This window comes from Variovorax soli, assembly GCF_031454625.1.
Classification (GTDB): Bacteria; Pseudomonadota; Gammaproteobacteria; order Burkholderiales; family Burkholderiaceae_C; genus Variovorax; species Variovorax soli_A.
This window is the reverse complement of record NZ_JAVDRF010000007.1, coordinates 1-23,613: the sequence shown is the minus strand read 5'-3', so window position 1 is coordinate 23,613 and position 23,613 is coordinate 1. Positions and strand designations below refer to the sequence as shown.

16 protein-coding genes are annotated in these 23,613 nt (G+C 68.3%); 6 read left to right on the top strand and 10 right to left on the bottom strand.

Going from position 1 to position 23,613, the window contains the following annotated elements; all coding sequences use genetic code 11:
- The first annotated feature begins 13 nt into the window (after positions 1 to 13).
- From J2739_RS16820 to ligD, 4 genes are all read left to right on the top strand, one after another.
- Entirely contained in the window at positions 14 to 1,174 is a 1,161-nt protein-coding gene (locus J2739_RS16820) for an ABC transporter substrate-binding protein (RefSeq protein ID WP_405053901.1), read from the top strand.
- Between the two features lie 148 nt (positions 1,175 to 1,322).
- Positions 1,323 to 2,288 (top strand): non-homologous end joining protein Ku, encoded by a 966-nt coding sequence (gene ku, locus J2739_RS16815; RefSeq protein WP_309903640.1) that lies wholly within the window; start codon positions 1,323 to 1,325, stop codon positions 2,286 to 2,288.
- 91 nt (positions 2,289 to 2,379) lie between these two features.
- Positions 2,380 to 3,213, top strand: coding sequence for a tetratricopeptide repeat protein (locus tag J2739_RS16810; protein ID WP_309903639.1), 834 nt, complete (start codon positions 2,380 to 2,382; stop codon positions 3,211 to 3,213).
- An 18-nt stretch (positions 3,214 to 3,231) separates the two neighbouring features.
- Positions 3,232 to 5,847 carry a DNA ligase D gene (ligD, locus tag J2739_RS16805; RefSeq protein WP_309903638.1) on the top strand — a complete coding sequence of 872 codons (2,616 nt, stop codon included), beginning with the start codon at positions 3,232 to 3,234 and terminating at the stop codon, positions 5,845 to 5,847.
- Positions 5,848 to 5,959: 112 nt separating this feature from the next.
- Here the strand turns inward: ligD and J2739_RS16800 are convergent, their stop codons facing one another.
- The 4 genes from J2739_RS16800 to J2739_RS16785 all read right to left on the bottom strand — a co-directional run bounded on the left by J2739_RS16800 (position 5,960) and on the right by J2739_RS16785 (position 10,274).
- Positions 5,960 to 7,378 carry a methyl-accepting chemotaxis protein gene (locus tag J2739_RS16800; RefSeq protein WP_309903637.1) on the bottom strand — a complete coding sequence of 473 codons (1,419 nt, stop codon included), beginning with the start codon at positions 7,376 to 7,378 and terminating at the stop codon, positions 5,960 to 5,962.
- Positions 7,379 to 7,518: 140 nt separating this feature from the next.
- Entirely contained in the window at positions 7,519 to 7,737 is a 219-nt protein-coding gene (locus tag J2739_RS16795; RefSeq protein WP_309903636.1) for a hypothetical protein, read from the bottom strand.
- A gap of 100 nt (positions 7,738 to 7,837) precedes the next feature.
- Positions 7,838 to 9,226, bottom strand: a complete 1,389-nt coding sequence (locus tag J2739_RS16790; protein ID WP_309903635.1) for a phenylacetate--CoA ligase family protein — start codon at positions 9,224 to 9,226, stop codon at positions 7,838 to 7,840.
- A 100-nt stretch (positions 9,227 to 9,326) separates the two neighbouring features.
- A complete protein-coding gene (locus J2739_RS16785) occupies positions 9,327 to 10,274 on the bottom strand; it encodes an adenylate/guanylate cyclase domain-containing protein (RefSeq protein ID WP_309903634.1) in 948 nt (315 codons plus the stop codon).
- Between the two features lie 377 nt (positions 10,275 to 10,651).
- Between J2739_RS16785 and J2739_RS16780 the strand changes: the two genes are divergently transcribed.
- Positions 10,652 to 10,909, top strand: coding sequence for a hypothetical protein (locus tag J2739_RS16780; protein WP_309903633.1), 258 nt, complete (start codon positions 10,652 to 10,654; stop codon positions 10,907 to 10,909).
- 61 nt (positions 10,910 to 10,970) lie between these two features.
- Here J2739_RS16780 and J2739_RS16775 read toward each other — a convergent pair whose 3' ends face one another.
- Genes J2739_RS16775 through J2739_RS16760 form a run of 4 tightly spaced genes read right to left on the bottom strand, consistent with a single transcriptional unit; the run spans position 10,971 to position 13,826 of the window.
- A complete protein-coding gene (locus J2739_RS16775; protein WP_309903632.1) occupies positions 10,971 to 11,903 on the bottom strand; it encodes an LD-carboxypeptidase in 933 nt (310 codons plus the stop codon).
- Positions 11,900 to 12,979 carry a tRNA adenosine(34) deaminase TadA gene (gene tadA / locus J2739_RS16770; protein WP_309903631.1) on the bottom strand — a complete coding sequence of 360 codons (1,080 nt, stop codon included), beginning with the start codon at positions 12,977 to 12,979 and terminating at the stop codon, positions 11,900 to 11,902. Before tadA ends, J2739_RS16775 begins: the two co-directional genes overlap by 4 nt.
- Entirely contained in the window at positions 12,966 to 13,175 is a 210-nt protein-coding gene (locus tag J2739_RS16765; protein ID WP_309903630.1) for a hypothetical protein, read from the bottom strand. The genes tadA and J2739_RS16765 overlap by 14 nt, the downstream gene beginning before the upstream one ends.
- Before the next feature lie 3 nt (positions 13,176 to 13,178).
- Entirely contained in the window at positions 13,179 to 13,826 is a 648-nt protein-coding gene (locus tag J2739_RS16760; RefSeq protein WP_309903629.1) for an FMN-binding negative transcriptional regulator, read from the bottom strand.
- 260 nt (positions 13,827 to 14,086) lie between these two features.
- Here J2739_RS16760 and J2739_RS16755 point away from each other — a divergent pair, with 260 nt between their 5' ends.
- Positions 14,087 to 16,258 (top strand): glycoside hydrolase family 3 N-terminal domain-containing protein, encoded by a 2,172-nt coding sequence (locus tag J2739_RS16755; protein ID WP_309903628.1) that lies wholly within the window; start codon positions 14,087 to 14,089, stop codon positions 16,256 to 16,258.
- 147 nt (positions 16,259 to 16,405) lie between these two features.
- On the opposite strand, the gene J2739_RS16750 is transcribed toward J2739_RS16755, so the two are convergent.
- Complete coding sequence (locus J2739_RS16750) at positions 16,406 to 16,786, bottom strand: hypothetical protein (protein ID WP_309903627.1); 381 nt, start codon at positions 16,784 to 16,786, stop codon at positions 16,406 to 16,408.
- Entirely contained in the window at positions 16,783 to 23,511 is a 6,729-nt protein-coding gene (locus J2739_RS16745) for a DUF637 domain-containing protein (protein ID WP_309903626.1), read from the bottom strand. The genes J2739_RS16750 and J2739_RS16745 overlap by 4 nt, the downstream gene beginning before the upstream one ends.
- Positions 23,512 to 23,613: the final 102 nt, after the last annotated feature.

Sequence of the window (23,613 nt, the reverse complement as noted above, 5' to 3'; positions counted from 1 at the left end):
TCGAAAGGTTTCCATGGATCGGTCACGCAGGCTCTTGATGAGCAAGGCGGGTGCGGCGCTGCTGCTGGGCAGTGGATGGACCGGCAGCAGTCTCGCGCAGTCGCAGACCGCCCGCGCCGCGGCCCGCACCGTGATCCTCGGCCAGTCGGTCCCGCTGACCGGCGCCGCCAGCGAGATCGGCCTGGCCTTCGCGGCCGGATGCCGGCTCTATGCGACCCAGTTCAACGACGCCAATGCGGCCAGCGGCCTCCAGCTCAAGCTGGTGCAACTCGACGACGGCTATGACGCCCAGCGCGCTGCCGCCAACGCGCGCACGCTGCTGGTCGACGACAAGGCCGACCTGCTGTTCGGCTTCGTAGGCACCGCCAGCAGCGAGGCCGGCGCCAACGCCGCGGCCCAGCAGGGCACGGTGCTGTTCGCGCCCTTCGCTGCCGCGGACAACCTGCGCACGGCGGCCCATCCGAATGTGTTCCATGTGCGCCCCAGCATGGCCGACGAGGCCATCAAGATCGTGCGCCAGTGCGCGACCGTGGGGCAAAACCGCATCGCACTGGTCGGCGACGACGACGCCATGGGCCGCGCCGGCCTGGCCGCGGTCCAGCAGGCCATGGGCGAACAGAAGCTCGGCGCGATGGTGGCCAGCGTGCTGGTGCCGGCCGCCGGCGTCAAGCTCGACGCCGCGCTGGCGGACGTGCTGAAGGCCTCTCCGCAGGCAATCGTGCTGGTGTCGCTCTCGGGCACCACGGCCGAGGCCATCCGCAAGCTGCGCAAGAGCGGCTACGCCGGAAGCTTCATGGCCTTCTCGATCGTCGGCATCGACCCGCTCTACGCGACGCTGGGCAAGGACATCAGCGGCATCGTGATCTCGCAGGTCGTGCCCTCGCCGCGCTCCCCGGCGATCCCGATCGTCAAGGAATACCTCGCGGCCGTCGACAATTCGGACCAGACCTCCTCCTACGAAGGCCTCGAAGGCTTCATCGCCGCCAAGGCCGCCGGCGAGGCGGTGCGCCGCGCGGGCCGCGCCTTCACGGCGGCCAGCCTGCAGCGCGTGATGGCGAGCATGACCGACTACGACGTCGGCGGCTTTCGCATCAACCTGCGGCCGGGCCTGCGCGATCCGCAACGCACCATCGACCTGATCAGCATCACCGCGGACGGACGCGTGCTGCGGTAGCCAGCCGAACTCGGGCACGGAATCCGCGCTTGCGCTCGCGTGACGCAGGAACGTCCTACGTGACAGCCTGCCGGCCAGCGCATAGGATTTCGCGATGTCGCGGCACCCTGACCGCGTCACCCGCCATCCGGGCGCGAAGGACAACACCATGGCCGCACGTTCCATTGCCTCGCTGACGCTGAGTTTCGGGTTGGTCTCCATCCCGGTGCGCCTCTACTCGGCCACCGAAAGCGCCGCCACCGTCAGGTTCAACCTTCTCGCCAAGGACGGGTCGCGCGTCAAGCAGCAGTACGTGTCCGAGAAGGACCAGCGCGTGGTGCCGCGCTCCGAGATGGTGAAGGGCTACGAATTCGAAAAGGACCGCTTCGTGCTCTTCACGCCCGACGAGCTCAAGGCGCTCGAAGAAGGCAGCAGCCACGTCGTCGAGATCACGGCCTTCATTCCCGAAAGTGCCGTCGACCCCATCTACTATGACAAGGCGTATTTCCTGGCGCCGGACAAGCGCGGCGGCAAGCCCTACGCCCTCCTCACCGAAGCCATGCGCAAGAGCGGGCGCTGCGCCCTCGCGAAGTGGTCGTGGAAGGCAAAGCAATACGTGGTGCAGATCCGGCCCGCGGAAGATGGCCTGATCCTGCAGCAGCTTCTCTATGCCGACGAGGTGCGCTCGATGAAGGAGCTCGACATCGAGAAGGTCAGCGTCTCCCAGGCCGAGCTGCAGCTCGCGCTTCAGCTGATCGATCAGATCTCGGAAGACGCCTACGACCCGAGCCAGTACCAGGACGAGGAAAAGAAACGCGTGCTCGCGGCGATCGACGAAAAGATCGCCGGCAAGCACATCGTCGCCTCCGCCCGCGCCGAAGAAACGGGCGGCGGCGGCCAGGTCATCGACCTGATGGATGCGCTCAAGGCCAGCCTCGGCAAGAAGCCGCGCGCGGCCCCCGCCACCCCCGCCACCCCTGCCACGCCCGCCACGGGCGGCAAGACGGCCGCCAAGGCGACCCGCGAGAACGTCTCCCCGATGTTCGAGGCCGGTGCAAGAAAGACGGCCAAGCGGGCCGCCAAGAGCGACGAAACCGCCGCGACGCCCGTGCGTGCGCGGGCCAGGAAAGGGTGAGCGCCGCCCGCCCGTCCGATGGCGATCGCCCCCTCGCTCGGGCGGGGATGCGCGCAGGACACCCAGCGACAAGCCTCGGGAGCGTCGCCTCATGAGCGCTGGCGGTGCCGCTTCGCCGTACACCATTCGGCGCGTGCAGCAGATGCTCGGCATCTCGCGCCTCGCGATCCAGCGCCTCGTGAGCGCCGGCTTCGTCACGCCGACGCGCGGCGCGCGCAACGAGTTCCGCTTCAGTTTCCAGGACCTCATGCTGCTGCGCACCGCCCACGGCCTGCAGGAGGCGCAGATCCCGCCGCGCAAGATCCTCCGCTCGCTGCGCCGGTTGCGCGAGACGCTGCCGGGCGAGCTGCCGCTGACAGGCATGCGCATCACCGCCGTGGGTGCCGACGTGGCCGTGCGCGATCGCCACAGCACCTGGGAAGCGGGTTCGGGGCAACTGCTGCTGGATTTCGAGGTCGCGCCGGTCGACGGCAGCGTGGCCTTCCTGGCGCCGAGCCCGGCTCCAACGGCTGGCGATCCCGACGCGCAGCGGCTGTTCGCCCACGCAGAGACGCTGGAGCGCACCGATCCGGCAGGCGCCGAAGCGGCCTACCGCGCGCTGATCGCCGCGGTGCCCGAACACGTCGATGCCTACGTCAATCTCGGCGCGCTGCTTTGCGATCTGCAGCGCTACGAAGACGCCGTCCAGCTCCATGAAGAGGCGCTGCCCCGCTGCCCGCCATCGGCGCTGCTGTTCTTCAATCACGCGATCGCGCTCGAGGAGCTCGGGCGCCTGCGGGTCGCTGCGCTGAACTACGAGCGCAGCCTGCAGCTCGATCCGGATTTTGCCGATGCGCACTACAACCTGGGCCGCCTGCAGGAGCTGTTCGGCGATGCCCGCGGCGCACTGCGCCACCTCAATGCGTACCGGCGATTGACCCATTGAGCGCCCCGGCCAGCCGCCATGCCTGCCCGTGAAGCCGATCCCCTGGCCCGGTACTGGGCCAAGCGCGACTTCTCGAAGACTTCCGAGCCGCGCGGCCAGCGTGCCGAGGCCGCCGCGCAGGCCCTTTCCTTCGTCATCCAGAAGCACGCCGCGACCCGGCTGCACTACGACTTCCGCCTGGAGCTCGACGGCGTCCTGCTCTCCTGGGCCGTGCCGAAGGGCCCGAGCTACGACCCGACGGACAAGCGCATGGCCATCCACGTCGAGGACCATCCGCTGTCCTACGCCTCGTTCGAGGGCACCATCCCGCCCAAGCAATACGGCGCCGGCACGATCATCGTGTGGGACCGCGGCAGCTGGGAGCCGGTGGGCGATCCCCGCGAGGGGCTGGCGAAGGGCAAGCTGGTGTTTCACCTGCACGGCCAGAAGATGGCAGGCCTCTGGGAACTGGTGAAGATCGCCAAGGGCGGCGAGCGGCAGGAGCCCTGGATCCTGTTCAAGAAGCGCGATGCCTTTGCGCGGCCGAGGTCCGAGTACGACGTCGTCAGCGCGCTGCCGGACAGCGTCATCGCGAAGCCATTGAGGCCGCCTGCCGAGCGAGGTCCGGAGACTTCACCGCCTGCGAAGGCGCGGCGCGCCACGGCCCGGAAGAGCACCGCGGAAGCGCCTGTGCCCGGCGCCGTCAAGGCCGCCTTGCCGGCGCGGCTCGCGCCCCAGCTCGCCACGCTCGCCACCGGGGTGCCGGCCAGCGGCCGCTGGCTCTACGAGATCAAGTTCGACGGCTACCGGCTCCTGGCGCGCATCGACGGTGGCAAGCCGGCGCTCATTACCCGCAACGGCCACGACTGGTCGTCGAAGATGCCGGACCTGGTGCGCGAGGTCGGTGAGCTGGGGCTCAAGTCCGCTTGGCTGGACGGCGAGATCGTGGTCCTGGGCAGCGACGGCCTGCCCAGCTTCAATGCCTTGCAGAACGCGCTGGAGAGCCGGGTGGCCAAGGCCGATATCGTGTACTTCCTGTTCGACCTTCCCTTTTTCGAAGGCTACGACCTGCGCGGCGTCGAGCTCGTCGCGCGGCGCCAGCTGCTCCAGGCGCTGCTGGATGAGCGTGGCAGCGAGCACGTGCGCTACAGCGCCGACTTCGACGCCGACCCGGCATCCATCCTCGATTCGGCCGCGCGCATGAATCTCGAAGGCGTGATCGCCAAGCGCTGCGACGCCCCCTATTCGTCGCGGCGCACGGACACCTGGCTGAAGCTCAAGTGCAGGCTGCGCCAGGAATTCGTGGTCTGCGGCTATGTCGAGAACAGCGAGGACCGGAACCGCGTCGGCAGCCTGCTGCTCGGCGTCCACGATGGCCATGGCACGCTGCTGTCGGTGGGCAGCGTGGGCACCGGATGGAGCGTCGAGGAAGCGCAGCACATGAAACAGAAGCTGGCAAGGCTCGAACGGCCGCATCCGCCCTTCCCTGCCGGCGCACCCGAGGCGGGGCGATGGTCGCGGCGCACCCTCGGCAGCGAGAAGTGGGTCGAGCCGCGCCTCGTCGCGGAGGTCGAGTTCGCGGCCTGGACGCCGGACGGCCAGATCCGCCATGCCTCCTTCATCTCGCTGCGAAGCGACAAGCCGGCGGCCACAGTGATGCGCGAGAGCGCCCGGCCGTTCGCCGCCGGCGGGCCCATCCGCGCGCCAGGCAAGACGGTCATCGGCGACATCCAGGTCAGCAATGCGGACCGCGTCATCGACCCGAGCACCGGCCTCACCAAGCTGGACCTGGCGCGCTACTACGCCTCGGTGGCCGAGTGGATGCTGCCGCACGTGGCGGGCCGGCCCTGCTCCTTCGTCCGCGGCCCGGACGGCGTGGGCGGCCAGCTCTTCTTCCAGAAGCACGGGGAGAAGATCGGCATCCCCGGCGTGCGCGAACTCGACCCGGCACTGTGGCCCGGCCACCAGGCGCTGCTCGAGGTGGCGACGGCCCAGGCCCTGCTGGGCGCGGCCCAGATGAACGTCATCGAATTTCACACCTGGAATTCAAAGGCCAGGACCATCGACCGGCCCGATCGGATGGTGTTCGACCTCGACCCCGGCGAGGGCACGGCCTGGCCGCAGGTCCAGGAGGCCGCCCTGCTGGTGAGGACGCTGCTGACGGAGCTGGGCCTCGAAGCCTGGGTCAAGACGAGCGGCGGCAAGGGGATGCACGTGGTCGTGCCCATTGCCGCGCGCTACGACTACGACACCGTCAAGGCCTTTTCGCTGGCTGTCGCCCAGCACCTGGCGCTCGTCATCCCCTCGCGCTTCGTGGCTCGCAGCGGCGCGGCCAACCGGGTCGGCAAGCTCTTCGTCGACTACCTGCGCAACGGACACGGCGCAACGACCGTCGCCGCCTTCTCCGCGCGAGCCCGGCCCGGCCTGGGCGTCTCCATGCCGGTTGCCTGGGAGGACATCCCGAAGCTCAAGAGCGGGGCCCAATGGAACATCGGCACGGCGCGCGAGCACCTGTCGTTCCAGACATCCGACCCGTGGACGGGCTACTGGAAGTGCCGGCAGCCGCTCGCGGCGGCGATGAAGCTGCTCGACTTCCGCCCGAAGGCGGGTAGAGCCGCCGCATCGCCAACGAATGCCAACTTAAGTTTCCCCTAAGGCGGGGGTCAGACACTGCGTACCGGCAGCCCGTTCTTCTCCTCCCTCCTCCCTCAATCAGGGCTGTCCTTAACCCGCTTCGGCGGGTTTTTTCTTGGCCGGTCGAAAGTGCCTAGAAGCTCTCCCACTCGCCCCCGACAGGCAGCGCCGCTGCCTTGCGAGGCGCCGCGGCCATCGCGCGGCGGACGGGTGGCTTCGCGCGCGCAGCGACCTGGGGAGCCGGGCGCACCTGCACCGGAACGACCGGCGCAGGCGCGGCCGGCGCTTCGTCGTCGTCGAGCTTGAAGGTGCCCACCACCTGGGAAAGCTTGCCGGCCTGCTCCTGCATCGATTGCGCCGCGGCGGCAGCCTCTTCCACCAGCGCGGCGTTCTGCTGCGTGACCTGGTCCATCTGCGTGATCGCCTGGTTGATCTGCTCGATGCCCTGGGTCTGCTCGTGGCTCGCCGCGCTGATCTCCCCGACGATGTCGGTCACACGGCGGATGCTGCCCACGATCTCCTCCATGGTCTTGCCCGCTTCGCCCACCAGCGTGGTGCCGGCATCGACCTTGCCCACCGAATCGTCGATCAGGCCCTTGATCTCCTTGGCCGCCGCCGCGGAGCGCTGGGCCAGGTTGCGCACTTCGGAGGCCACCACCGCGAAGCCCCGGCCCTGCTCGCCGGCGCGCGCGGCTTCCACCGCCGCGTTGAGCGCGAGGATGTTGGTCTGGAAGGCAATGCCGTCGATCACGCCGATGATGTCGACGATCTTCTTCGACGAGGCGTGGATCGAGGCCATGGTGTCCACCACCTGGCTGACCACATCGCCGCCCTTGACCGCCACCTCGGAGGCCGACAGCGCCAGCTGGTTGGCCTGACGCGCGTTGTCGGCGTTCTGCTTGACGGTGGAGGTCAGCTCTTCCATCGAGGCCGCGGTCTGCTGCAACGCGCTGGCCTGCTCCTCGGTGCGCGAGGACAAGTCCTGATTGCCCGCGGCAATTTGCCCGGACGCCGTGACGATCGAATCGGTCGACTCCTTGATCCGCGTCACAACCTCGGTCAGCGTGTCCTCCATCTCGCCCATGCCCCGCAGCAGGCGGCCGAACTCGCCGCCGCGCTCGGTTTCGAATTCCTTGCTGAGGTCGCCGGCCGCCACCGTCTCGGCGATGAAGATGGCCTCGTCCAACGGGCGGACGATGCTTCTCACCAGCCCGACGGTCCACCCGATGCCGGTGGCCAGCGCAAGCAGGCCCAGGCCGAGCAGGAGCCAGCGCGCGCCGTCGACGGCCTGCTCTGTCTCTGCGGCCGTGGCTCGGGCCTGCTGGTCTTGCAGCTCGGCGAAGGCCGCAAGCTGCTTCTGCACCGCGTCCGGCGCTGCGGCACCCTGCGCGATCTGCCGGATACCGCCCTGCAGCGCCGCCTGCTGCGCGGCCCCGGCGCGTCCCTGGATCTCGGCCACCGCGCGCAGGCGCACCAGCCCCATCGTGATCGACACTGCCATCAACAGCAGGACGATCCCGAAACCCCACCCGAGGCGGGTCGCGATCTTCATGTTCCGCATGCTTGTTCCTCGACGGCCGCCGATGCGGGGCCTGATCATGAGGTCTATCGGCAAGCAACCCGCGGAACTTCAGGGCGAGATCTAGGTGTTAACCCCGGGGAGACGAATGGGCAACCGGCAATTGCGCGGGGCTAACCGTCCAGCGGCACGCCACCGCCGAAGCGGCAGACCCACTGGTCCCAGAGCTCCCGATTGACCGTGGCGAAGGGCTGCTGCCACGCCGCCAGCATTTGCAGCTGCATCTGCTGTGCCTGCATCAAGCTCTGGATGATGGCGGTCTGCCAGTCGAGGACCGGCTGGAAGCTGCCGTAAGGCGCACTCGACAGGTCGGCGGCGGAAGCGTAGGACATGGCAGGGTCTCCAAGGAATTCGAGTCATGGAAGTAGCTCGCAAGGCCGCTGCGCCTTGTGGCGGTCGAAGGGTGAAGCCTAGTGGAAGCCCTCCGGCGCTTCAAGTCGGTTCTACAAGCACGCGCTGCACCTTGCCGCTGGCGCCCCGGCATTCGCGTTCGCCGCTCTTGCAGTGAATATGCACACCTTCGGCCCCCAGGTGCTGCAGGTAGGCGGACAGCGCGAGGCGCGCGCGTCGCAGGCCGTCGACTGCCGCCTTGCCTTGCAGGCCCGTGCGCAGCAACAGCTCGCAGGGGCCCTGCTGCACGAGTTGGAAGTCGAAGAGGCCGGCGTCGTCCTCCAGGATCGTGCTCACCGCCAGCGGAGGCACGTACACGGCGCGTGCGCCCGGCCGGCCGAGACGCAGGGCATCGTCATTGCGGCCTTCCACTTCGATCACGGGCAGCGCGGAGCCGCAGGGGCAGGCATCGGGGTCCTGCCGCACGCGGTCCCCCAGGTCATAGCGGATCAGCGGCTGCACATGATTGGCGAGGTTGGTCAGCAACGAGCTGGCGCCGCGCTCGCCCGGCGGGACCGCACGCCCCTCGGCATCCACCGATTCGAGGATCGCCCAGTCGCTGTTCAGATGAAGCCGGCCGTGGCGGCATTCGCTGGCCAGGGTCAGGAATTCGGAGGCGCCGTAGTTGTCGACCACGGGGCAGCCCAGGGCCTGCTGCACGAAGCCGCGCCGCGTCGCCGACAGCTCCTCGCCGCCGGTCCATATCTCCTGCGGTACCGCATGCAGCCGGCCCGCCAGGCGCTCCTCGGCCAGCAGCAGCGCCACGCTGGGATAGGTGGCCACGACGGTGGGACGCAGGGCGTCGAGCTGTGCCGCCAGCGCCTCGGAGGACTGCAGGAAAGACACGCTGCGCAGGCTCAGCGATAGCGTCGGGTTGAGCCGCCGCAGGCGCTCGATCGAGACCGTGCTCGCGAAATGCCCGTCTGTCGCTCCGACGAAAACGAAGCGCTGGCCCAGACCCCAGGGGTTCATCAGCCGCTCCAGCGAGCGCGCCGCCGGCCGGCGCAGGTACTCGAGGGCGTCGTAGACCGCCATGGCATGGGCGTCCTGCACGAAGATGCCCGGCTCGCCGCTGCTGCCTGAGCTCTCCCAGACCACATAGCGGCCGGCGAAGGGATCGGCGATGCGGGAACGGTCGGCGGTGAAGCGGCGCAGCGCATCGAGGCGCAACGCCGGGTCGACGACCCAGTCGTCGAAGGCGTGCATCAGTTCGGCCTTGCGCACCGCCGGCAGTTCGTCCAGCTTGACGCGGGCGAGGTCGAGCCCTTGGAAGCGCCGGCGATAGAAGGCCGATCCGCGCACGGCCGCGCGCAGGAGCTCGCCCAGCCGCCTCGACTGCCGCTCGGCCAGCCCCTGCACGCCGGCATGCGCGACCGCGGCCGCATCGAGGGCGATGCGGCTCGTCAGCCATGGATCGAAGGGCGGCAGCATAAGGCGGCGAAGGGCAGAACCCGCGATGGTGGACGCAGCCGCCCGGCTTGCCAAGGAATATCAGCGCAGCGCGGCGGGCGATCGGCCACCGCGCCCGGCCTCAGCGCGCTTCGCGCCGCGCAAGGAGAACGTTGCCGCCGGTGGTGTTGAAGGAGATGGTCGGCGCGCTGAAGTCGCTTAGCGGCGCGCCCAGCCCGATTTCCCCGCTGCCATGCAGCACGCATTCGTCGCGCCGCAAGGCGATCTCGCCGCTGGCCCCGGCGGTGCCGTGGAAGCGAACCCAGGTCCCGTAGGTGCTGATGTCGACCAGCACGCAGCTGCCGTGTCGGGCCTCGATGCGCGCATGCAGCCGCGACACGCGCGGATCGTTGACCACGAACTGCGCCTCGTCCACCCGCCCGAGGTGGATGGGCAGCTCGGCGGCTCGGAACATGGAGCGCACATCGAGCCAGGCGAGTTCGATCTGCCCGAAGGAGGAGTCGACCGGGCGCGCCGATACCGCGAGCGTGGCCGGCATGGTGAGGAATTCGGTGATCTCGTCCTGCCAGTCGATGCGATGGACCACCGGCATCTCGTTCTTGCCTCGGATATTGATCGGGCCGAGGCTGCGATGCCGCACCTCGCCACCCTGCAATTGGTCGATGACCGATTCGGTGGCCCAGATCTGGCTGGGACCGGCCAGATCGCTGAGGCGAGAAGCCAGGTTGACGGCATCGCCATAGCAGTCGCCATCGACCTCCACCACCTCGCCGCTCGCGACCCCGATCTGCAACTCCATGCGCAGCGGCGCCGGCCAGGTCTGCAGTCGCTTCTGGTGGTTGCGCTGGAGCTCGAGCACGGCCCGGGTGGCGTTGAAGCCGCTGCCAAATATTGCAAACACGCCATCACCCAGCGATTTGACAACACGCCCACCGTGAGCCTCGCAGACGCCGCCGATCCACTGGATCAGCCGGGTCACGGTTTCCGTGGCCCGGGCGTTGCCCATGGCCTCGAAGACCCGCGTACTCCCGGTCAGATCAGCGAAAACGACAGTGGGATGACTGGTCATTTGTGCAGTTTTTGGTAGCTCGCCCCAAAGGATTATGGCAAGGCGAGGCTCAAACGCCCCAAGGAGGATTCAAATCCAAGCCTTCCACCGCGCCGAGCTCATCGCATTTTCATTCGGAAACAATGTTGTACAGCGAAGGAATCTTGGCAGTACAACTTACGTATCACTTCTTCGCCTGATGCTTGAAGATATTTGTGAAGTATGTTGTTTTTGAACATGAAAGTTTGCGCGGAGTCTTGTCTGGCACGATGCACAGGCTTAACGTTGTAATCCTCTGGGCTCCTGGCACCCGCCTTTGTCACATGGCCGTACTACAAAGTTTTATTCGAGTTCTGTCGTCCCCGCTCGTCAGCTTGCGCCGATCGTCGGACCGGCAGATGGGGCAGATTCGCAATGCCATGCTGTCGTTGCTGCAGACCCATGGCGGCCATTCCGCCCAGCGCGTGGCCCAGCGCGTGCGGTTTGCCGGCGACATGGAAGCGCTCTGGTACCTGCGCCAGGACGTGCTGACCGCGCTGAGCGCGGTCGACGGCGAGGTGGCCGCCCGGCGCCAGATGCGCCAGATCAACCGCCTGTTCAAGGGTGGCTTGCCCGGCGCGATGGTGCCGCGGCCGCATCACCGCATCACCACCTGAGGGCTCCTCCCCTCCGTCGAAGCCGCTGCCCCGTGCAGCGGCTTTTTCTTGGGCGCTACGGTCAGTGGGCGTGCCGGTGGCCCCACACCATGAAGACGTCGCGCCCGTCGGCCGCGACCTCGACCTGGGCCCCGACAGGCAGCAGCACCTTCGTTGGCACATGACCGAAGGGGAGCCCGGTGAGCACCGGCGCCTTGATCAGCGTGCGCAGCCGCGCGGCCACCGTCTGCATGTCGAAGCCCCGGTCGTGCGGCACCTTGCGCGCACCGGTGAAATGGCCGAGGAGCACGGCCTTCTGGCGCGCCAGCACGCCGGCATGGCGCAGCTGGTCGAGCATGCGCTCGACCCGGTACGGGTGCTCGTTCACGTCTTCCAGGAAGAGCACGCCCTTGTCGATCGCCGGAAAGTAAGGCGTGCCCAGCAGGCTCGCGAGCACGCAGAGATTGCCGCCCCACAGCGTCGCGCCATGCAGGCCGCGAAAGCCGGACAGCGATTCGGCATCGCGCTTGGGCACGCGCCATCCGCTGCCTTCTCCCTGGCCATGCAGCAGGTCGTCGAAGCAGGCTTCCATGATGTCGTCTGGGCCATCCTCGGCACCGAAGTCCTCGCCCACGGCGGGCCCCTGCCAGCTCACGGCGCCCGTCTTCGCCAGCAGCGCGCTCTGCAGCGCGGTGAAGTCGCTCAGGCCGACGAACTCGGTACCGCGCTCGATGGCCTTGGCGACTGCTTTGTAGGGGATGGCGTCGAGGATGCGCGTGAGGCCATAACCGCCGCGCGAGATCAGGGCCACGTCGGCCCGGCTGGCAGCGGCCCGGCCGATGGCCGCGAGGCGGGTGGCATCGTCGCCGGCGAAGCGCTGATGGGTGTCTAGCGCGGCCTCGTCGACCTCGACCTCGTGGCCCAGCGCCTGCAGCCTCTTCACGCCACGCCGGAAGGCCGCCTTGTCGCGCACGGCGCTCGAGGGGGAATAGATGTAGATGTGTTTCTTCTTCACGGGCCGGAGTATCCCATCGCCTCCTTCGCGAGCCGCGCCGCCTGCGCTGCGCTGGGACCGGAGACGCCCGATGGAACGGCGCCCAGGGCCCGCAATGCGGCCTCGTAGCCGCGATCGGGAAAGGGCGCGCGCCAAGCGACGGTTGCATCCTCGCCTGCATCGGTCGCTTCCATCACCCGTTGGAAACGTGCGGGCGCCGCGCTCGCAAGCAGGGAGGCAAGCGGGATCGCCCCGGCGCTGTGCACCAGCACGAGCGGCCCGGGCTGCAGCCGGTCCAGCCATTCGAGCAGCAGGTCGCGGTGCCAGCCCCACGTATGCGCCGCCTCGCGCTTGGGCTTGTCGCTGCGGCCGAAGCCGATCAGGTCCGGCACCAGCACCCGCCATCCCGGCACGCGCGCGAGATGCCGGAAAAAGTAGCTCCACTCACCGGGCCCGTGCAGGCACAGGCAGGCCGGGGATGCCGTGGCTCGCCCTTCGTCGAGGTAATGCATGCGCCAGCCGCGCTGACTCGGCAGATCGTTCACGTAGTGCGGCTCGAAGGGGTAGTCGGCCAGCGCCTCGAAGCGCTCGGCCGGGGTGCGCAGCGCATCGTCGCGCAGCGGCTCGGCCGCCTCCCGCGCCGCGCTGCGCCGCCCCTTGAAAAAGTCCTGCAGCAGGTCCTGGCAGTCGGCCGCCAGCACCCCGCCCTGTACCAACGTGCGATGGTTGAGCTCACGCTGCGCGAACAGGTCGAGCACCGAACCTGCCGCGCCTGTCTTTGGGTCCGCGGCGCCGAACACCACGCGCGACAGCCGGGCGTGAAGCATGGCGCCGGCGCACATCGCGCAAGGCTCCAGTGTCACGTAGAGCTCGCAGCCGTCGAGACGATAGTTGCCGAGCGCCGCGCCGCCGGCACGCAACGCATTCATCTCGGCATGCGCGCTGGGGTCGTGCAGTGCGACCGGGGCGTTGCGCCCGGTGGCGACCAGCCGCCCCCCCTTTACCAGCACGGCGCCGACGGGCACCTCGCCGGCCTCTGCCGCTGCACGTGCCTCGGCCAGCGCGAGGCGCATCCAGTGCTCGTCATTGGGCATCATCGGGGACCGGGCGCTGCTGCCGCATCGCGGCGTCCAGCGATTGCTGGAACTGCTGCTGGACCTGCCGGGGCTGCGACACCGGTGCGCGCCCATCGGCAGCGGCCGAGGCGCCCGCCATGCTGCCCATCTGCTTCCTGACCATCAGGCCGACGATCACGAGGGTGAGCACCAGTCCAATCAAACCGAGTGCGCGCATCGTTCAATTCTCCTGCGCGTGCGACGCATCGGTCTTCATGCCGAGCCGCTGCATCCAGACGGCCAGTGCCTGCTCGTCCGGCGTGCCCGCGCTGTAGCGCGCGTACATCGCGCCATGCGCCTCGCGGCGGTGCTGGTTGAGCTTGAGCTTGCATTGCAGCGCCGTCACCTGCAGCTCGAAGCCGACGATGCCGTTGAGCATCTTGAGCTGGAATTCCTCCCCCAGGTCGCGCCACTGCTGCACATAAGCCGGCTCGTGCTCCCCGATCAGCCGCTTCAGCAGCGCATCCTTCTCGACCGGCGTTTCGATCAGCCGTGCTTCGACCGTGCAGTGCACGGCCAGGTAGTTCCAGGTCGGCACGCGCGCCAGGTCGGGGTAGACCGACGGCGACATGTAGGCATGCGGCCCGAGAAAGGCCGCGACGGCCCTGGGCCGCGCCTGCAGGTAGCGCCACTGGGGATTGGGCTTGGCGCAATGGCCCAATAGCGCAAAGCCGCCCTCTTCGCCCCGGTCGTCCAGCACCAGCGGCAGGTGCGTGACGAAGGGAAGGCCCTCGTCGTCGGTCGAGATCAGGCTGGCGAAGGGATGGGCGCGCATCAGCTCCGCGGCGATGCCGCGATCCTGGCTATCGAAATGGAGCGGCATGTACATCGGGCGGACCTCCTCGTCGAATCCGCCCATTGTCCCCGAGGCGAGAGACCTGTTCGCATATCAAACACCGCCGGGTCACTTTGATTTGACGCAATGGCCCGGCGAAGCCCGACGCAAGCGCGGGTGTATTAACAGGCCGCGCGACAATGGCGCCGATGAGCGTTCGCAGCAGCAGATTCCCTCGCCTCGCCCTCGCCCTTCTTCTCCTCTCCCTTCTCAGCGCCTGCGCCACCCGTCAGTCTCCCGGCGGGCTGGACCCGGTGTCGCTCACGCGCATCGAGTCGCTGATCGCGCGCATGACGGTGGAGGAAAAGGTGGGCCAGCTGAGCCTCTATGCCCCTGCCGCCGTCGACACGGTGGGCAACCCGCAGGGCGCGCGCCAGAGCGAGGAGGAGCAGCTCGCGGAGATCCGCGCCGGCCGCGTGACGGGCCTCTTCAACAACGAGGGCCTCGAAGGCAAGCGCCGCGCCCAGCAGGCGGCGGTGAAGGGATCGCGCCTGGGCATCCCGCTCATCTTCGGCGCGGACATCATCCATGGCTTTCGCACCGTCTTTCCGGTGCCGCTGGCCGAAGCCGCGAGCTGGGAGCCGGCGCTGGCCGAGCGCACTGCGCACGCCTCCGCGGTCGAAGCCACGGCCGACGGCTTCCGCTGGACCTTTGCGCCGATGGTGGACATCGCGCGCGACGCACGCTGGGGCCGCGGCATCGAGGGCGCGGGCGAAGACGTCTACCTGGGCCGGCAGTTCGCCGCCGCGCGCGTGCGCGGCTTTCAGGGTCCGGAGCTCGGGCGCGCCGACGCGATGCTGGCCACCCCCAAGCACTTCGCCGGTTACGGCGCGGCCGAGGGCGGGCTGGACTACAACGCCGTCGATCTCTCGGAGCGCACGCTGCGCGAGGTGTACTTCCCGCCCTTCCGCGCGGCCATCGATGCCGGCGCGCTGTCGATCATGAGCGCCTTCAACGAGATCGGCGGCATTCCCTCCAATGCCAACCGCGCGCTGCTGACCGGCGTGCTGCGCGACGAATGGGACTACCAGGGCTTCGTGGTCTCGGACTACACCGCCGACGAGGAGCTGATCGCGCACGGCTTTGCGGCCGATGGCCGCGAGGCCGCGAGGCGCGCCTTCATGGCCGGCACCGACGTCAGCATGCAGAGCGGGCTGTACATGAAGTACCTGCCCGGCCTTGTGGCATCGGGCGAGGTGCCGATGTCGCGGCTCGACGATGCCGTGCGGCGCGTGCTGCGCGTGAAGCAGCGCCTCGGACTCTTCGACCATCCCTTCCGCGGCCTCGAGGACACGCCCGGCCCGCGCTTCGACGCCGCCGCGCACCAGGGGCTCGCGCGCGAGGCGGCGGGCCGCGCGATCGTCATGCTGCGCAACGACAACGACGTGCTGCCCCTGCAGAAGTCGGGCAAGCGCATCGCCCTGATCGGGCCCTTTGCCGGCACCGAGGACCTGTTCGGCCCGTGGCGCATCTTTCCCGGCCAGCAGGCGCCCATGGGCATCGAACAGGCAGTGCGCCAATCGCTGGCCTCGCCGGACCTGCTGACGGTGGTGCGCGGCAGCAACGTCGAGACGCCCATCCCCGGCGGCATCGATGCGGCGGTCGCGGCTGCGCGCGAGGCCGACGTGGTGCTGCTGTCCATCGGCGAGAACGAGCAGATGTCGGGCGAGGCGCGCTCGCGCAGCGACATCGAGATTCCCGACGCGCAGCAGGCGCTGGCCGAGGCCGTGGCCGCCACCGGCAAGCCGGTGGTGGTGTTGCTGCGCAATGGCCGCGCGCTGGCGCTGCGCGGCGCAGTGCGCAACGCGCGAGCGATCCTGGTCACCTGGTTCCTCGGTTCGCAGACCGGGCCCGCCATCGCCGACGTGCTCTTCGGCGACATCAATCCCTCCGGCCGGCTGCCAGTGAGCTTTCCGCAGACGCCCGGCCAGGTGCCCTACTACTACGCCCACAAGCGCACGGGCCGGCCGCAGCTTGCCGACGCGCCGGCCACCTTCTACAAGGCGCGCTACCTGGACGCGACCAACGACCCGGCCTTCGCCTTCGGCCAGGGCCTCGGCTATGCGCGAGTGCGCTACGACGCGCTCGAGATCAGTCCCGCACGCATGGACTGGAATGGCAAGACGACCGTGCGCGCGCGCATCACCAATACCGGCCAGCGCGACGCCGAGGAGGTGGCGCAGCTCTACATCGGCAACCGGGCGGCCAGCGTCACGCGGCCGGTGCGCGAGCTCAAGGGGTTCCGCAAGCTGCGCATTCCCGCGGGGCAGACGGCCACGGTCGAATTCACGCTCACGCGCGCCGACCTGACGTTCATCGGGCAGCAAATGACGCCGACCGTGGAGCCGGGCCAGTTCGATCTTTGGGTCGGGCCTTCGGCGACCGGCGGGTTGCGCACCAGCATGACGCTGGCGCCGGGCGACTGAGCGCGCCTGCTTGCGCGGTGCGCCTGTTGCCGCGGGCAGTGGGTCGGCGTGCGCTGGAAGGCGATCACGCGATTCGCCTTCCAGCTCAGCGGAGTCAGGATGTCAGCACCAGCGCCTCAGCCCTTGCATCGAGAACGGAGATTTCGGCTACCTGATAAGAGGCAGCACTGCCTTTTTCTGATTGGGTGCGCCTTGGACACCAGCTGGGAACTCAATAATTAATCTATTTTTCTCAATCTTCCCTCTTATCTCAGATTGAAAATCACATGTCTGCGGAGGACTCGATCTGAATTTATTCCCCTGCCATTCGATTCTAACCAGACAAGGAGAAGATGGAACACCTTCGAAGGCTTGAATCAATGCGTAATCCTCTTTCTCGGACTGAATGATCTGAATTCTCCATCCAGTTAAATCGCCTTCCATTTCGTGAAGCCGCACATTTGAATAGACGCGATTACCCCAATCCCGCTGCGCGCCATCTGCAGAAAAGGCAAAGAGCATCAAAACGAGAAGCCAACTGTATTTCATCTTTTGGGGTTCAGATATTGATAAGCATCCTGCTGGATGTTTATAAGACTCCCTCTCCCGGGGTTCGGTGACCCATACGGGTCTATAAAGAAATGGACGTTGTCAGGATTTGCAAAATTTCCACCCCACGACAACCCTGCGCTGGCTGCCGTTGATCGAAGAATTGCCCTTTGCTGGTCGCCTGTCAAGCCTCCGGGGATGTCCTGGAGTCTGTCGTATCTAATATCAACCGCAAGGCCAGCATTGTGAAGGCTGCTTCCGCCCGCGGGCGGATATACCGCCCCAGCGACAGGCTGTCCGGAAATGCGAAACGCGCTATTAAAATGAATGCTGACGCCCGCCGCAGCTGCCTGATCAATCCAGTCTTGTAGGGCTGTTGCCAAGCGCGGGTCCACGTATGCATCACCGTATCCTGGAAGCGCAATACGCTCCAAGGTGTAGCCGCTTCTTGTCATTGCCGCAACATGAGAACCCAAGTGCAATAGTTCATTGTTTTCCACCGCAGTGGTCGCAGACCCGGTCGCGATGTAGATGGCCCGCTCATCCCCGCCCGCAATGGCCGCCGCAATGCCGCCGAAGAGCCGCGATGCCTCGATAGTCTGTGCCGAACGGCTCGGATCGCCCGTCGGATTGACGTACTGCGCCACGAGGTGTCCCGCCACCGCACCCAGGGCGCCGGGGGCGCACCCGTCGTCGCTGCCCGTTCTCCCCGCCCCCACCGCGCACCCGACGATCGCATGCGCCACCTCGGCCGCGAAGGCGTTGAGCCGCTGGCTGCCTTGCGGGCCGCTCTCGCCGATCTCGAACGCGCCCTGCGCCGCCGCAGTATTGAGCAGCGCACTCGCCAGCCCATCGCGCAGCTCCCCTTCCAGGCTCGTGCCGTTGATCGCACTGCGCACCATCGCGCTCGCGGCCCCATCGATCAACTGCCGCTGCAGTTGGTCCGTGAACAGCGCCGAGCCATTGGTCGCATTCGCTAGAGGGGCCGGCAGCACGCCTGACGTGCCCAGCCCCTGGATGAGTTCCGCGGTGACGATCGATGTGGCGATGCTCCTGACGCCGTCGGAGCTTCCGAGCTCCTGGAGCACCCTGCCGATGTCGCCGCCATTGTTCGCGAGGCTCACGGCGGCCTGGCTGGCCATGCTGGTGATGCCCGCCTGCACGGCCGCCGTGGTTGCCGGGTAAGCGGCAGCGAAGCTCGAGCCCACCGCCGCCGTGCCCGCGCCCGCCGTCGCCACGCCCGCCACCAGGCTGACGACCGCCGCGGTCACCGGCCCCATGCCGCTCTGGTGATACGCCCATCGCTCATGCGCCTCCTTCACCCGCTGCCAGGCCGTGCTGTCGATCAACGCGGGATCGCTCGTGAGCTGGTTCACCCAGCCCATGCCCGGCTGCTGTCCCAGCGTGGCGAAGCTGTCGCGCTGGCCGATCTGGGCGTTCACCCCGCCCGCGGCCTTGATCGTCAACGCCAGGACGTTGAAGCGGCTGTACCGGCTCGTCTCGTCCGCCATGCCGCTGCCCGAGGCCGAGGCGAAGGCCGCGTCGCTGTCGTTCTCCCGGCGGCTTGCGGCTTGGGTGGTGGACTGCACCGGCAGGTTGAGCTGCCCGCCGGCCTCCATGTCCAGGCGCCTGGCGTCGGCCTCGATGGCGCCGAGCGTCATGTCGGCGCCGCTGCCGAGTCGGATATCCGCTGCATTCAGGGTGGTGCGCGACAGCGCCGTGACCCGGCTGTCGGCATCCAGGCTGTACTGGGCCATGCCCTCCTTGGAGGCGTGGTGCGTCTCGGCCGAGAGGGTGTTCTCGCCGGCGAGCAGACTCAGCTGGTTGCCGGCATCGAGGCTCAAGTTCTTACCGGCACGCAATGTGGCAGCGCGCGCGCTCAGGTCACGCCCTGCGGTCAGGCTCACGTTGCCGATGGCTCTGACGGTACTCCCCGTCTCCTGGCTCTGCGTTTCCCGGCGCGAGTTCCTGGCGCTCCAGCGGATGTCCTCGCTGCGGCCGGTGATGACCGCAGCGATGTTCATATCTCGTCCGGCGGACAGGCGCGCATCGCCCGCGCTGTCGACCTCGGCACCGATAAGGTTCACGTCGCGCCCGGCCTCGGCCAGGAGGCTGCCGCCAGGGTCGGTGACGTACAACCCCGCCACGCGGTCGACGGTGACGGCAGCCAGCTTCACGCCGCTGGCCGCATCCAGGCCCGGCAGCCCTCTGGCGCCGCTACGCGAATCGCGCGTGGTGGTCAGCACATTGAGGTCGCGACCGGCCATCAGGTCCAGACTGCTTCGGGCGTCGATCACGCCGGCGATATTGTCGAGATCGGTCCGGGCCTGGATGCCGACGTCGTCACCGTGAATGCGCCCGCCCAGATTGCTCACGTTGCCAGCGTCAATCCTCACCAGCCGGCGCCCGGCGATGGTGCCGCCGGCGTTGATCAGGTCGCCCGTGAGCCGCATGTCCAGGCTGCTGCCGGCGAGCAACGCCCCCGAACCGTCGAGGTCGTCCTCCTTCACGCGCACATAGACCTGGGGCACGAGGACCCTCTGCGTGCTGCCGTCCGGCAGCCTCACCTCCCGCTCGATCAGCCAGACGATATCGCTGGTGAGCTGCGCCATCTGCGCGTCAGTGAGCGCGATGCCCACGCGCAAATCGTATTGCCCGGCAAAGGTCGCGCCAGCGTTCATCAGCGCCGCGTACTGCGCGTCATCGTCCTGGAAGCCGTCCAGAAAGCGATGGCCGGTCAGCTGCGCCACCTGCTCGCGAATCAGGCGCTGCTCGTAGAAGCCATCGCCCAAGCGCTTCTGGGTGATGTTCGGGTCAAGCCCGAGGTTATCGAGCAAGTAATCGCTGGACAGCCACTGCCGATGGTTGGCAAAGCGCGGATCGGTCTCGACCAGGTAGCGGCTGCCCGCCTCCGGTCGGCTAGCGAACAGGCTGGCAGCAGGCAGTGTGGGGTCGGGCGCGCTGGTGCGCACGACCAGGGAGGCCCTGCTGGCAGCGACGGCAGCGCCACCGGCCGCCGAGGGCACCTGCACGATCGCGTTGGTGTGAGAGCCGGCCTGCACGGCGCCGCTGCCTTGTGCTGCCGCGCCGGTCCGGCCCACAGTCAATGTGCCGATTCCGGCACCGCTTCCCGCGACCGCCGCATAGCCCTCCTGGCGCGCCGCTGCCAGCGTGACGGTCGAATGCGTCGTGAGGTCGTAGGGTGCGATCTGGTAGAGCCGTTCGTCATCGCTGCTGGTGTGCTCCTTGATGTAGCTGTGGATCGCAATGCCGGTCTGCTCGGTCGGTGCGTCGACGGTAAGGGCCCGATTGGCGATCTGCCCGCCGGTGACGATGAGCGCGCCGCCCGCGAGGATCTGGCTCATGTCGTTGACGCCGCTGGCCACCTGGATTTTCATCGCGCCGCCGGCGAGGATCTTCGCGGGTGCGGAACTCTGCAGCACGGGCTGGGAGGAAGCGACGGTGTAGTCGTAGGCGTCGTAGAGGGAAGAGAAGCGCGGCGGCTTGGACTCGCCAGTCGGGCCGTTGACGACGCCGGTCATGGTGGTGATGAAAGCGACCGTGGCCTCGTCAAGCTTCTGGTGGGCCTGACGATAGGCCTGCCACTGGTCGTATTCGGCCTGGGTGACCGGATGGTCGAAGGGCTGGAGGATGGAGGTCGGACCCGAGGGGCCGTCCACCGTGACCGTGATGCCCTCCTGGCCGACCGTGATGTCGGGATGCTTCCGGCCGATGAAATCGGCCGGCAGGTCCTGCTCGGGAGGGGTGAGGCCGAAGGTGGCCCAGATCGTATCGGTACGCGCATACCAGGCGCCAGGCGAGGCGGTCGTCTCGCAGACAGTGGCATTGCCGCCCGTGCAGTTCTGATGGCTGCGATCCGCGCTGTTGGCGGGGCTCCGGAGGTAGTAGCTGCGAAAGCGCTCCAGCGGGTAGTCCGGCGAAGGCACCAGCAAGCGGGCGCCCGCGTTGCTGCCCGGCAGGAGCGGGTCAGAGGCGGGAATGGCCGTCCAGCTGTTCCAGCCGGTGTCGGGAAACTGGATGGTGCCGCCGGCGCCGAAAAGGACTTCGCTGTCCTTCCAGCGCTGGCTGCCGCCGGGCAGCGCGTACTCGACGATGTGCTGGCGCGTGCCGGGTTGCAGGGTCCAGGTGACGCCGCCGTTGGTGTTGTTCAGGAGGTTGGTCGTGATCTCGGCGTTGCCGGTCGCTTCGATGGTTGCGGCATGGTTGTTCAGGGTGGCGGCTACGCCAGTCGCCCGCCCGTTGGCATCCAGGCTGCCGCCGATGGCGAGATCGCCATCGCTGAAGATCAGCGCGGCGTCGCGGTTGTTGATCGCCTGGGCGCCGATGTCCAGGCGTTCGCGCGCGGCGAGGGTGGCGGCGCTGCCCAGGCCGTTGCCAGTCTCCGAGAGGTTGTTGAGGGTGCCCGCGCCGATCGAGATCCTGTCGCCGTAGATTCGGCCCGTGCCGATGTTGGTCAGCGTATTCGCGTCGATGCGCGTGACGGCGCCATCGATGATGCCGCGGTTGGTCACGGTGCCACTCGCGTTCAGGCGGGTGGTGGAGCCCCGGAGGTCGCCCGTGGCGGCGTTGTCGATGTTGCGCGCCCCGAGCAACAGGGCGTTGCCGGCGGCGAGCTTGCCCTTGTTACTGATGTCTCCATGGGTGTCGAGGCTCAAGTCGCGATTGGCGAGGGTTTCGCTGCCCGCGGCGATGACCACATTCTGCACGAGCGCGAGGTGCATGTCGCCCTGGGAGAGGAGCTTGCCGCCCAAAGTGAGCGCTCCGGCATCGACCACGAGTGCCTTGCCGGCCAGCAGCGTGCCGGCGGTGTTCTCGACGGCCAGGGTCTTGGCGGCAGGAGTCGCCGCGTTCGGGTCGGCGATGGACAGGGTGTCGCCTGCGGAGATCAGGCCCGACATGTTGTCGACGCGCCCGGTGCTGGTGATGGCTGTATCGATATCGGCGCGGATCGCGCCAGATGTATTGACGAGATGGCGTGTCGAGATTGCGACATGCCGGCCCTCGATGCCTTGGTCCGAACCCATGGTCGCGGTATTGGCCAGGCTGCCGGCGCTCACGCTCAGGGTGGTGGTGGCCGAGGAACGGACCAAGCCCCCCGTGTTGTCGACGGTCCCGGCATCGATGCGCAGATCGCCTGCCGCCTGGGTCTGGCCGCCGCGGTTGTCGTAGCCGGCGCCGTGGGTGTCGATCACCATCGCCGCGCCGGACTGGATCAGCCCGGCGTTGTTGTTCAGCACGCCGGAGGCCACATTGACGGTGGCGAATCCGGCGATCGTGCCCTGGGCGTTGGTCAGCGCCTGGCCGCGGGTGTCGATTTCCACGCGGTCGCCGAAGACCTTGCCCACCGTGTTGTCCAGGCCCCCATTGCGCAGGGACGTGGCGCCGCCGGCCTGCAGGCTGCCGCCGATGTTGGTAGTGGTTCCGTTGGTGGCGAGGTTCAGCTGGCCGTTGACCGCCGCCACCGTGCCGCCGTTGTTGTCGAAGCTGGCGGCGTTCAGCGTGGTATTGCCGTTGGCGGCGAGGGTGCCGGACCGATTGCTGGCGGCACCGGTGACGATGGCGCTCAGGTCTTCCGCGGCCGTGATACGTCCTGCATCGTTGCTGAGGCTGGCCGCATGGACGTTGATCTGCCGCGCAGAGGTGCTGCCGCCGTCCTGGTTGAAGCTGCCGGCGACATCGGCGATCAAGGCGCCGCTGCCGATGATCTCGCCGTGGGCGCCGCTGTAGCTGCCGCCCGCGATGGTGAGCGTGCCCGCGCCTGCGTGTTCGATCTTGCCGCCCGGGTTGTCGATACCGGTGGCGCGAAGCGTGAGGCCCTGGCCATTGGTGGCGATGCGTCCGCCGCTGTTGTCGATGGTGCCGCTGGTGACGAGGTTCATGGCGCCTGTGCCGGTCTGCACGATCTCGCCGCCCTGTGTGTTGGCGAGGTTGGAGACGTTCAGGTTCAACTGCCCGGCGTTGAGCTTGCCGCCCTGGTTGACGAGGCTCTGGCGGTCCTGGTTGCGAGCCGTCACGCTCAGGGTGCCGGGCGTGGCGATCGTCGCGCCGCTGGTGAGGACGTCGTCCTGCGTGGCACTCAGCGCGATGTTGGCCGCGATGGTGGCGCTCGAGGACAGATCGACGCTCGCGCCCTGCAGCGTGGCATCGCCGGCGGCGCGCAGCGTGCCGCGGAGGGCGCTCAGCGCACTGCCCGCGCTCAGGTGCGCATCTCCGCGGCTCTCGAGCTGGCCATCCTGGTTGACCAGGTCGCCCGTACTCGCGATCTGCAGGCTGGCGGCGCGCACCGTGCCGCCGGTGTTGTCGAAGCGATCGACCCGGGCGCTGAAGCTGCCGGCGACGTCGAGCGTGCCGCCCGCGTTGCTGAAGCTCGGGCCGCTCGCGGCGAGGCTGGTCGTGCTGAGTGTGCCGCCGTTGTTGTTGACCTGCGGGGTGTCGAGCTGGACGGCACCGCCCGCATAAATGTGGCCTCCCTCGTTGAGGATGCTGCCGGCGGCGGTAATGTGGCCGGGTGCGGGCACGTAGCCGGGCGATGCTGTCGCGCCCCCACTGCTGCTGCCCGTGCCGGTCGCGCTGCTCGCGCTTGTACCGGTGCCTGTGCCCGTGTCGGCATCGGCCGTCGTCGAGTCGGAGGTCCCCGTGCCCGGCTGTACGGGCGTCTCAGGCACTGGCTCGGCCCCGATCAGGCCGCCGGCGGTGTTGCTCAAGACAGGCGCGGTCAAGGTCAAGCCCACGCCGCTGCTCTGGCGCATCGTTCCGCCGCGGTTGTCGATGCCGCCGGCGCTCGCGAGCTGCAGGCTCTGCGCTTC

Excerpts from the sequence above, each read along its gene's own strand:
- J2739_RS16820 (WP_405053901.1), top strand. The coding sequence starts at position 14 with ATGGATCGGTCACGCAGGCTCTTGATGAGCAAGGCGGGTGCGGCGCTG.
- ku (WP_309903640.1), top strand. The coding sequence starts at position 1,323 with ATGGCCGCACGTTCCATTGCCTCGCTGACGCTGAGTTTCGGGTTGGTC.
- J2739_RS16810 (WP_309903639.1), top strand. The coding sequence starts at position 2,380 with ATGAGCGCTGGCGGTGCCGCTTCGCCGTACACCATTCGGCGCGTGCAG.
- ligD (WP_309903638.1), top strand. The coding sequence starts at position 3,232 with ATGCCTGCCCGTGAAGCCGATCCCCTGGCCCGGTACTGGGCCAAGCGC.
- J2739_RS16800 (WP_309903637.1), bottom strand. The coding sequence starts at position 7,378 with ATGAAGATCGCGACCCGCCTCGGGTGGGGTTTCGGGATCGTCCTGCTG.
- J2739_RS16795 (WP_309903636.1), bottom strand. The coding sequence starts at position 7,737 with ATGTCCTACGCTTCCGCCGCCGACCTGTCGAGTGCGCCTTACGGCAGC.
- J2739_RS16790 (WP_309903635.1), bottom strand. The coding sequence starts at position 9,226 with ATGCTGCCGCCCTTCGATCCATGGCTGACGAGCCGCATCGCCCTCGAT.
- J2739_RS16785 (WP_309903634.1), bottom strand. The coding sequence starts at position 10,274 with ATGACCAGTCATCCCACTGTCGTTTTCGCTGATCTGACCGGGAGTACG.
- J2739_RS16780 (WP_309903633.1), top strand. The coding sequence starts at position 10,652 with ATGGGGCAGATTCGCAATGCCATGCTGTCGTTGCTGCAGACCCATGGC.
- tadA (WP_309903631.1), bottom strand. The coding sequence starts at position 12,979 with ATGATGCCCAATGACGAGCACTGGATGCGCCTCGCGCTGGCCGAGGCA.
- J2739_RS16765 (WP_309903630.1), bottom strand. The coding sequence starts at position 13,175 with ATGCGCGCACTCGGTTTGATTGGACTGGTGCTCACCCTCGTGATCGTC.
- J2739_RS16760 (WP_309903629.1), bottom strand. The coding sequence starts at position 13,826 with ATGTACATGCCGCTCCATTTCGATAGCCAGGATCGCGGCATCGCCGCG.
- J2739_RS16750 (WP_309903627.1), bottom strand. The coding sequence starts at position 16,786 with ATGAAATACAGTTGGCTTCTCGTTTTGATGCTCTTTGCCTTTTCTGCA.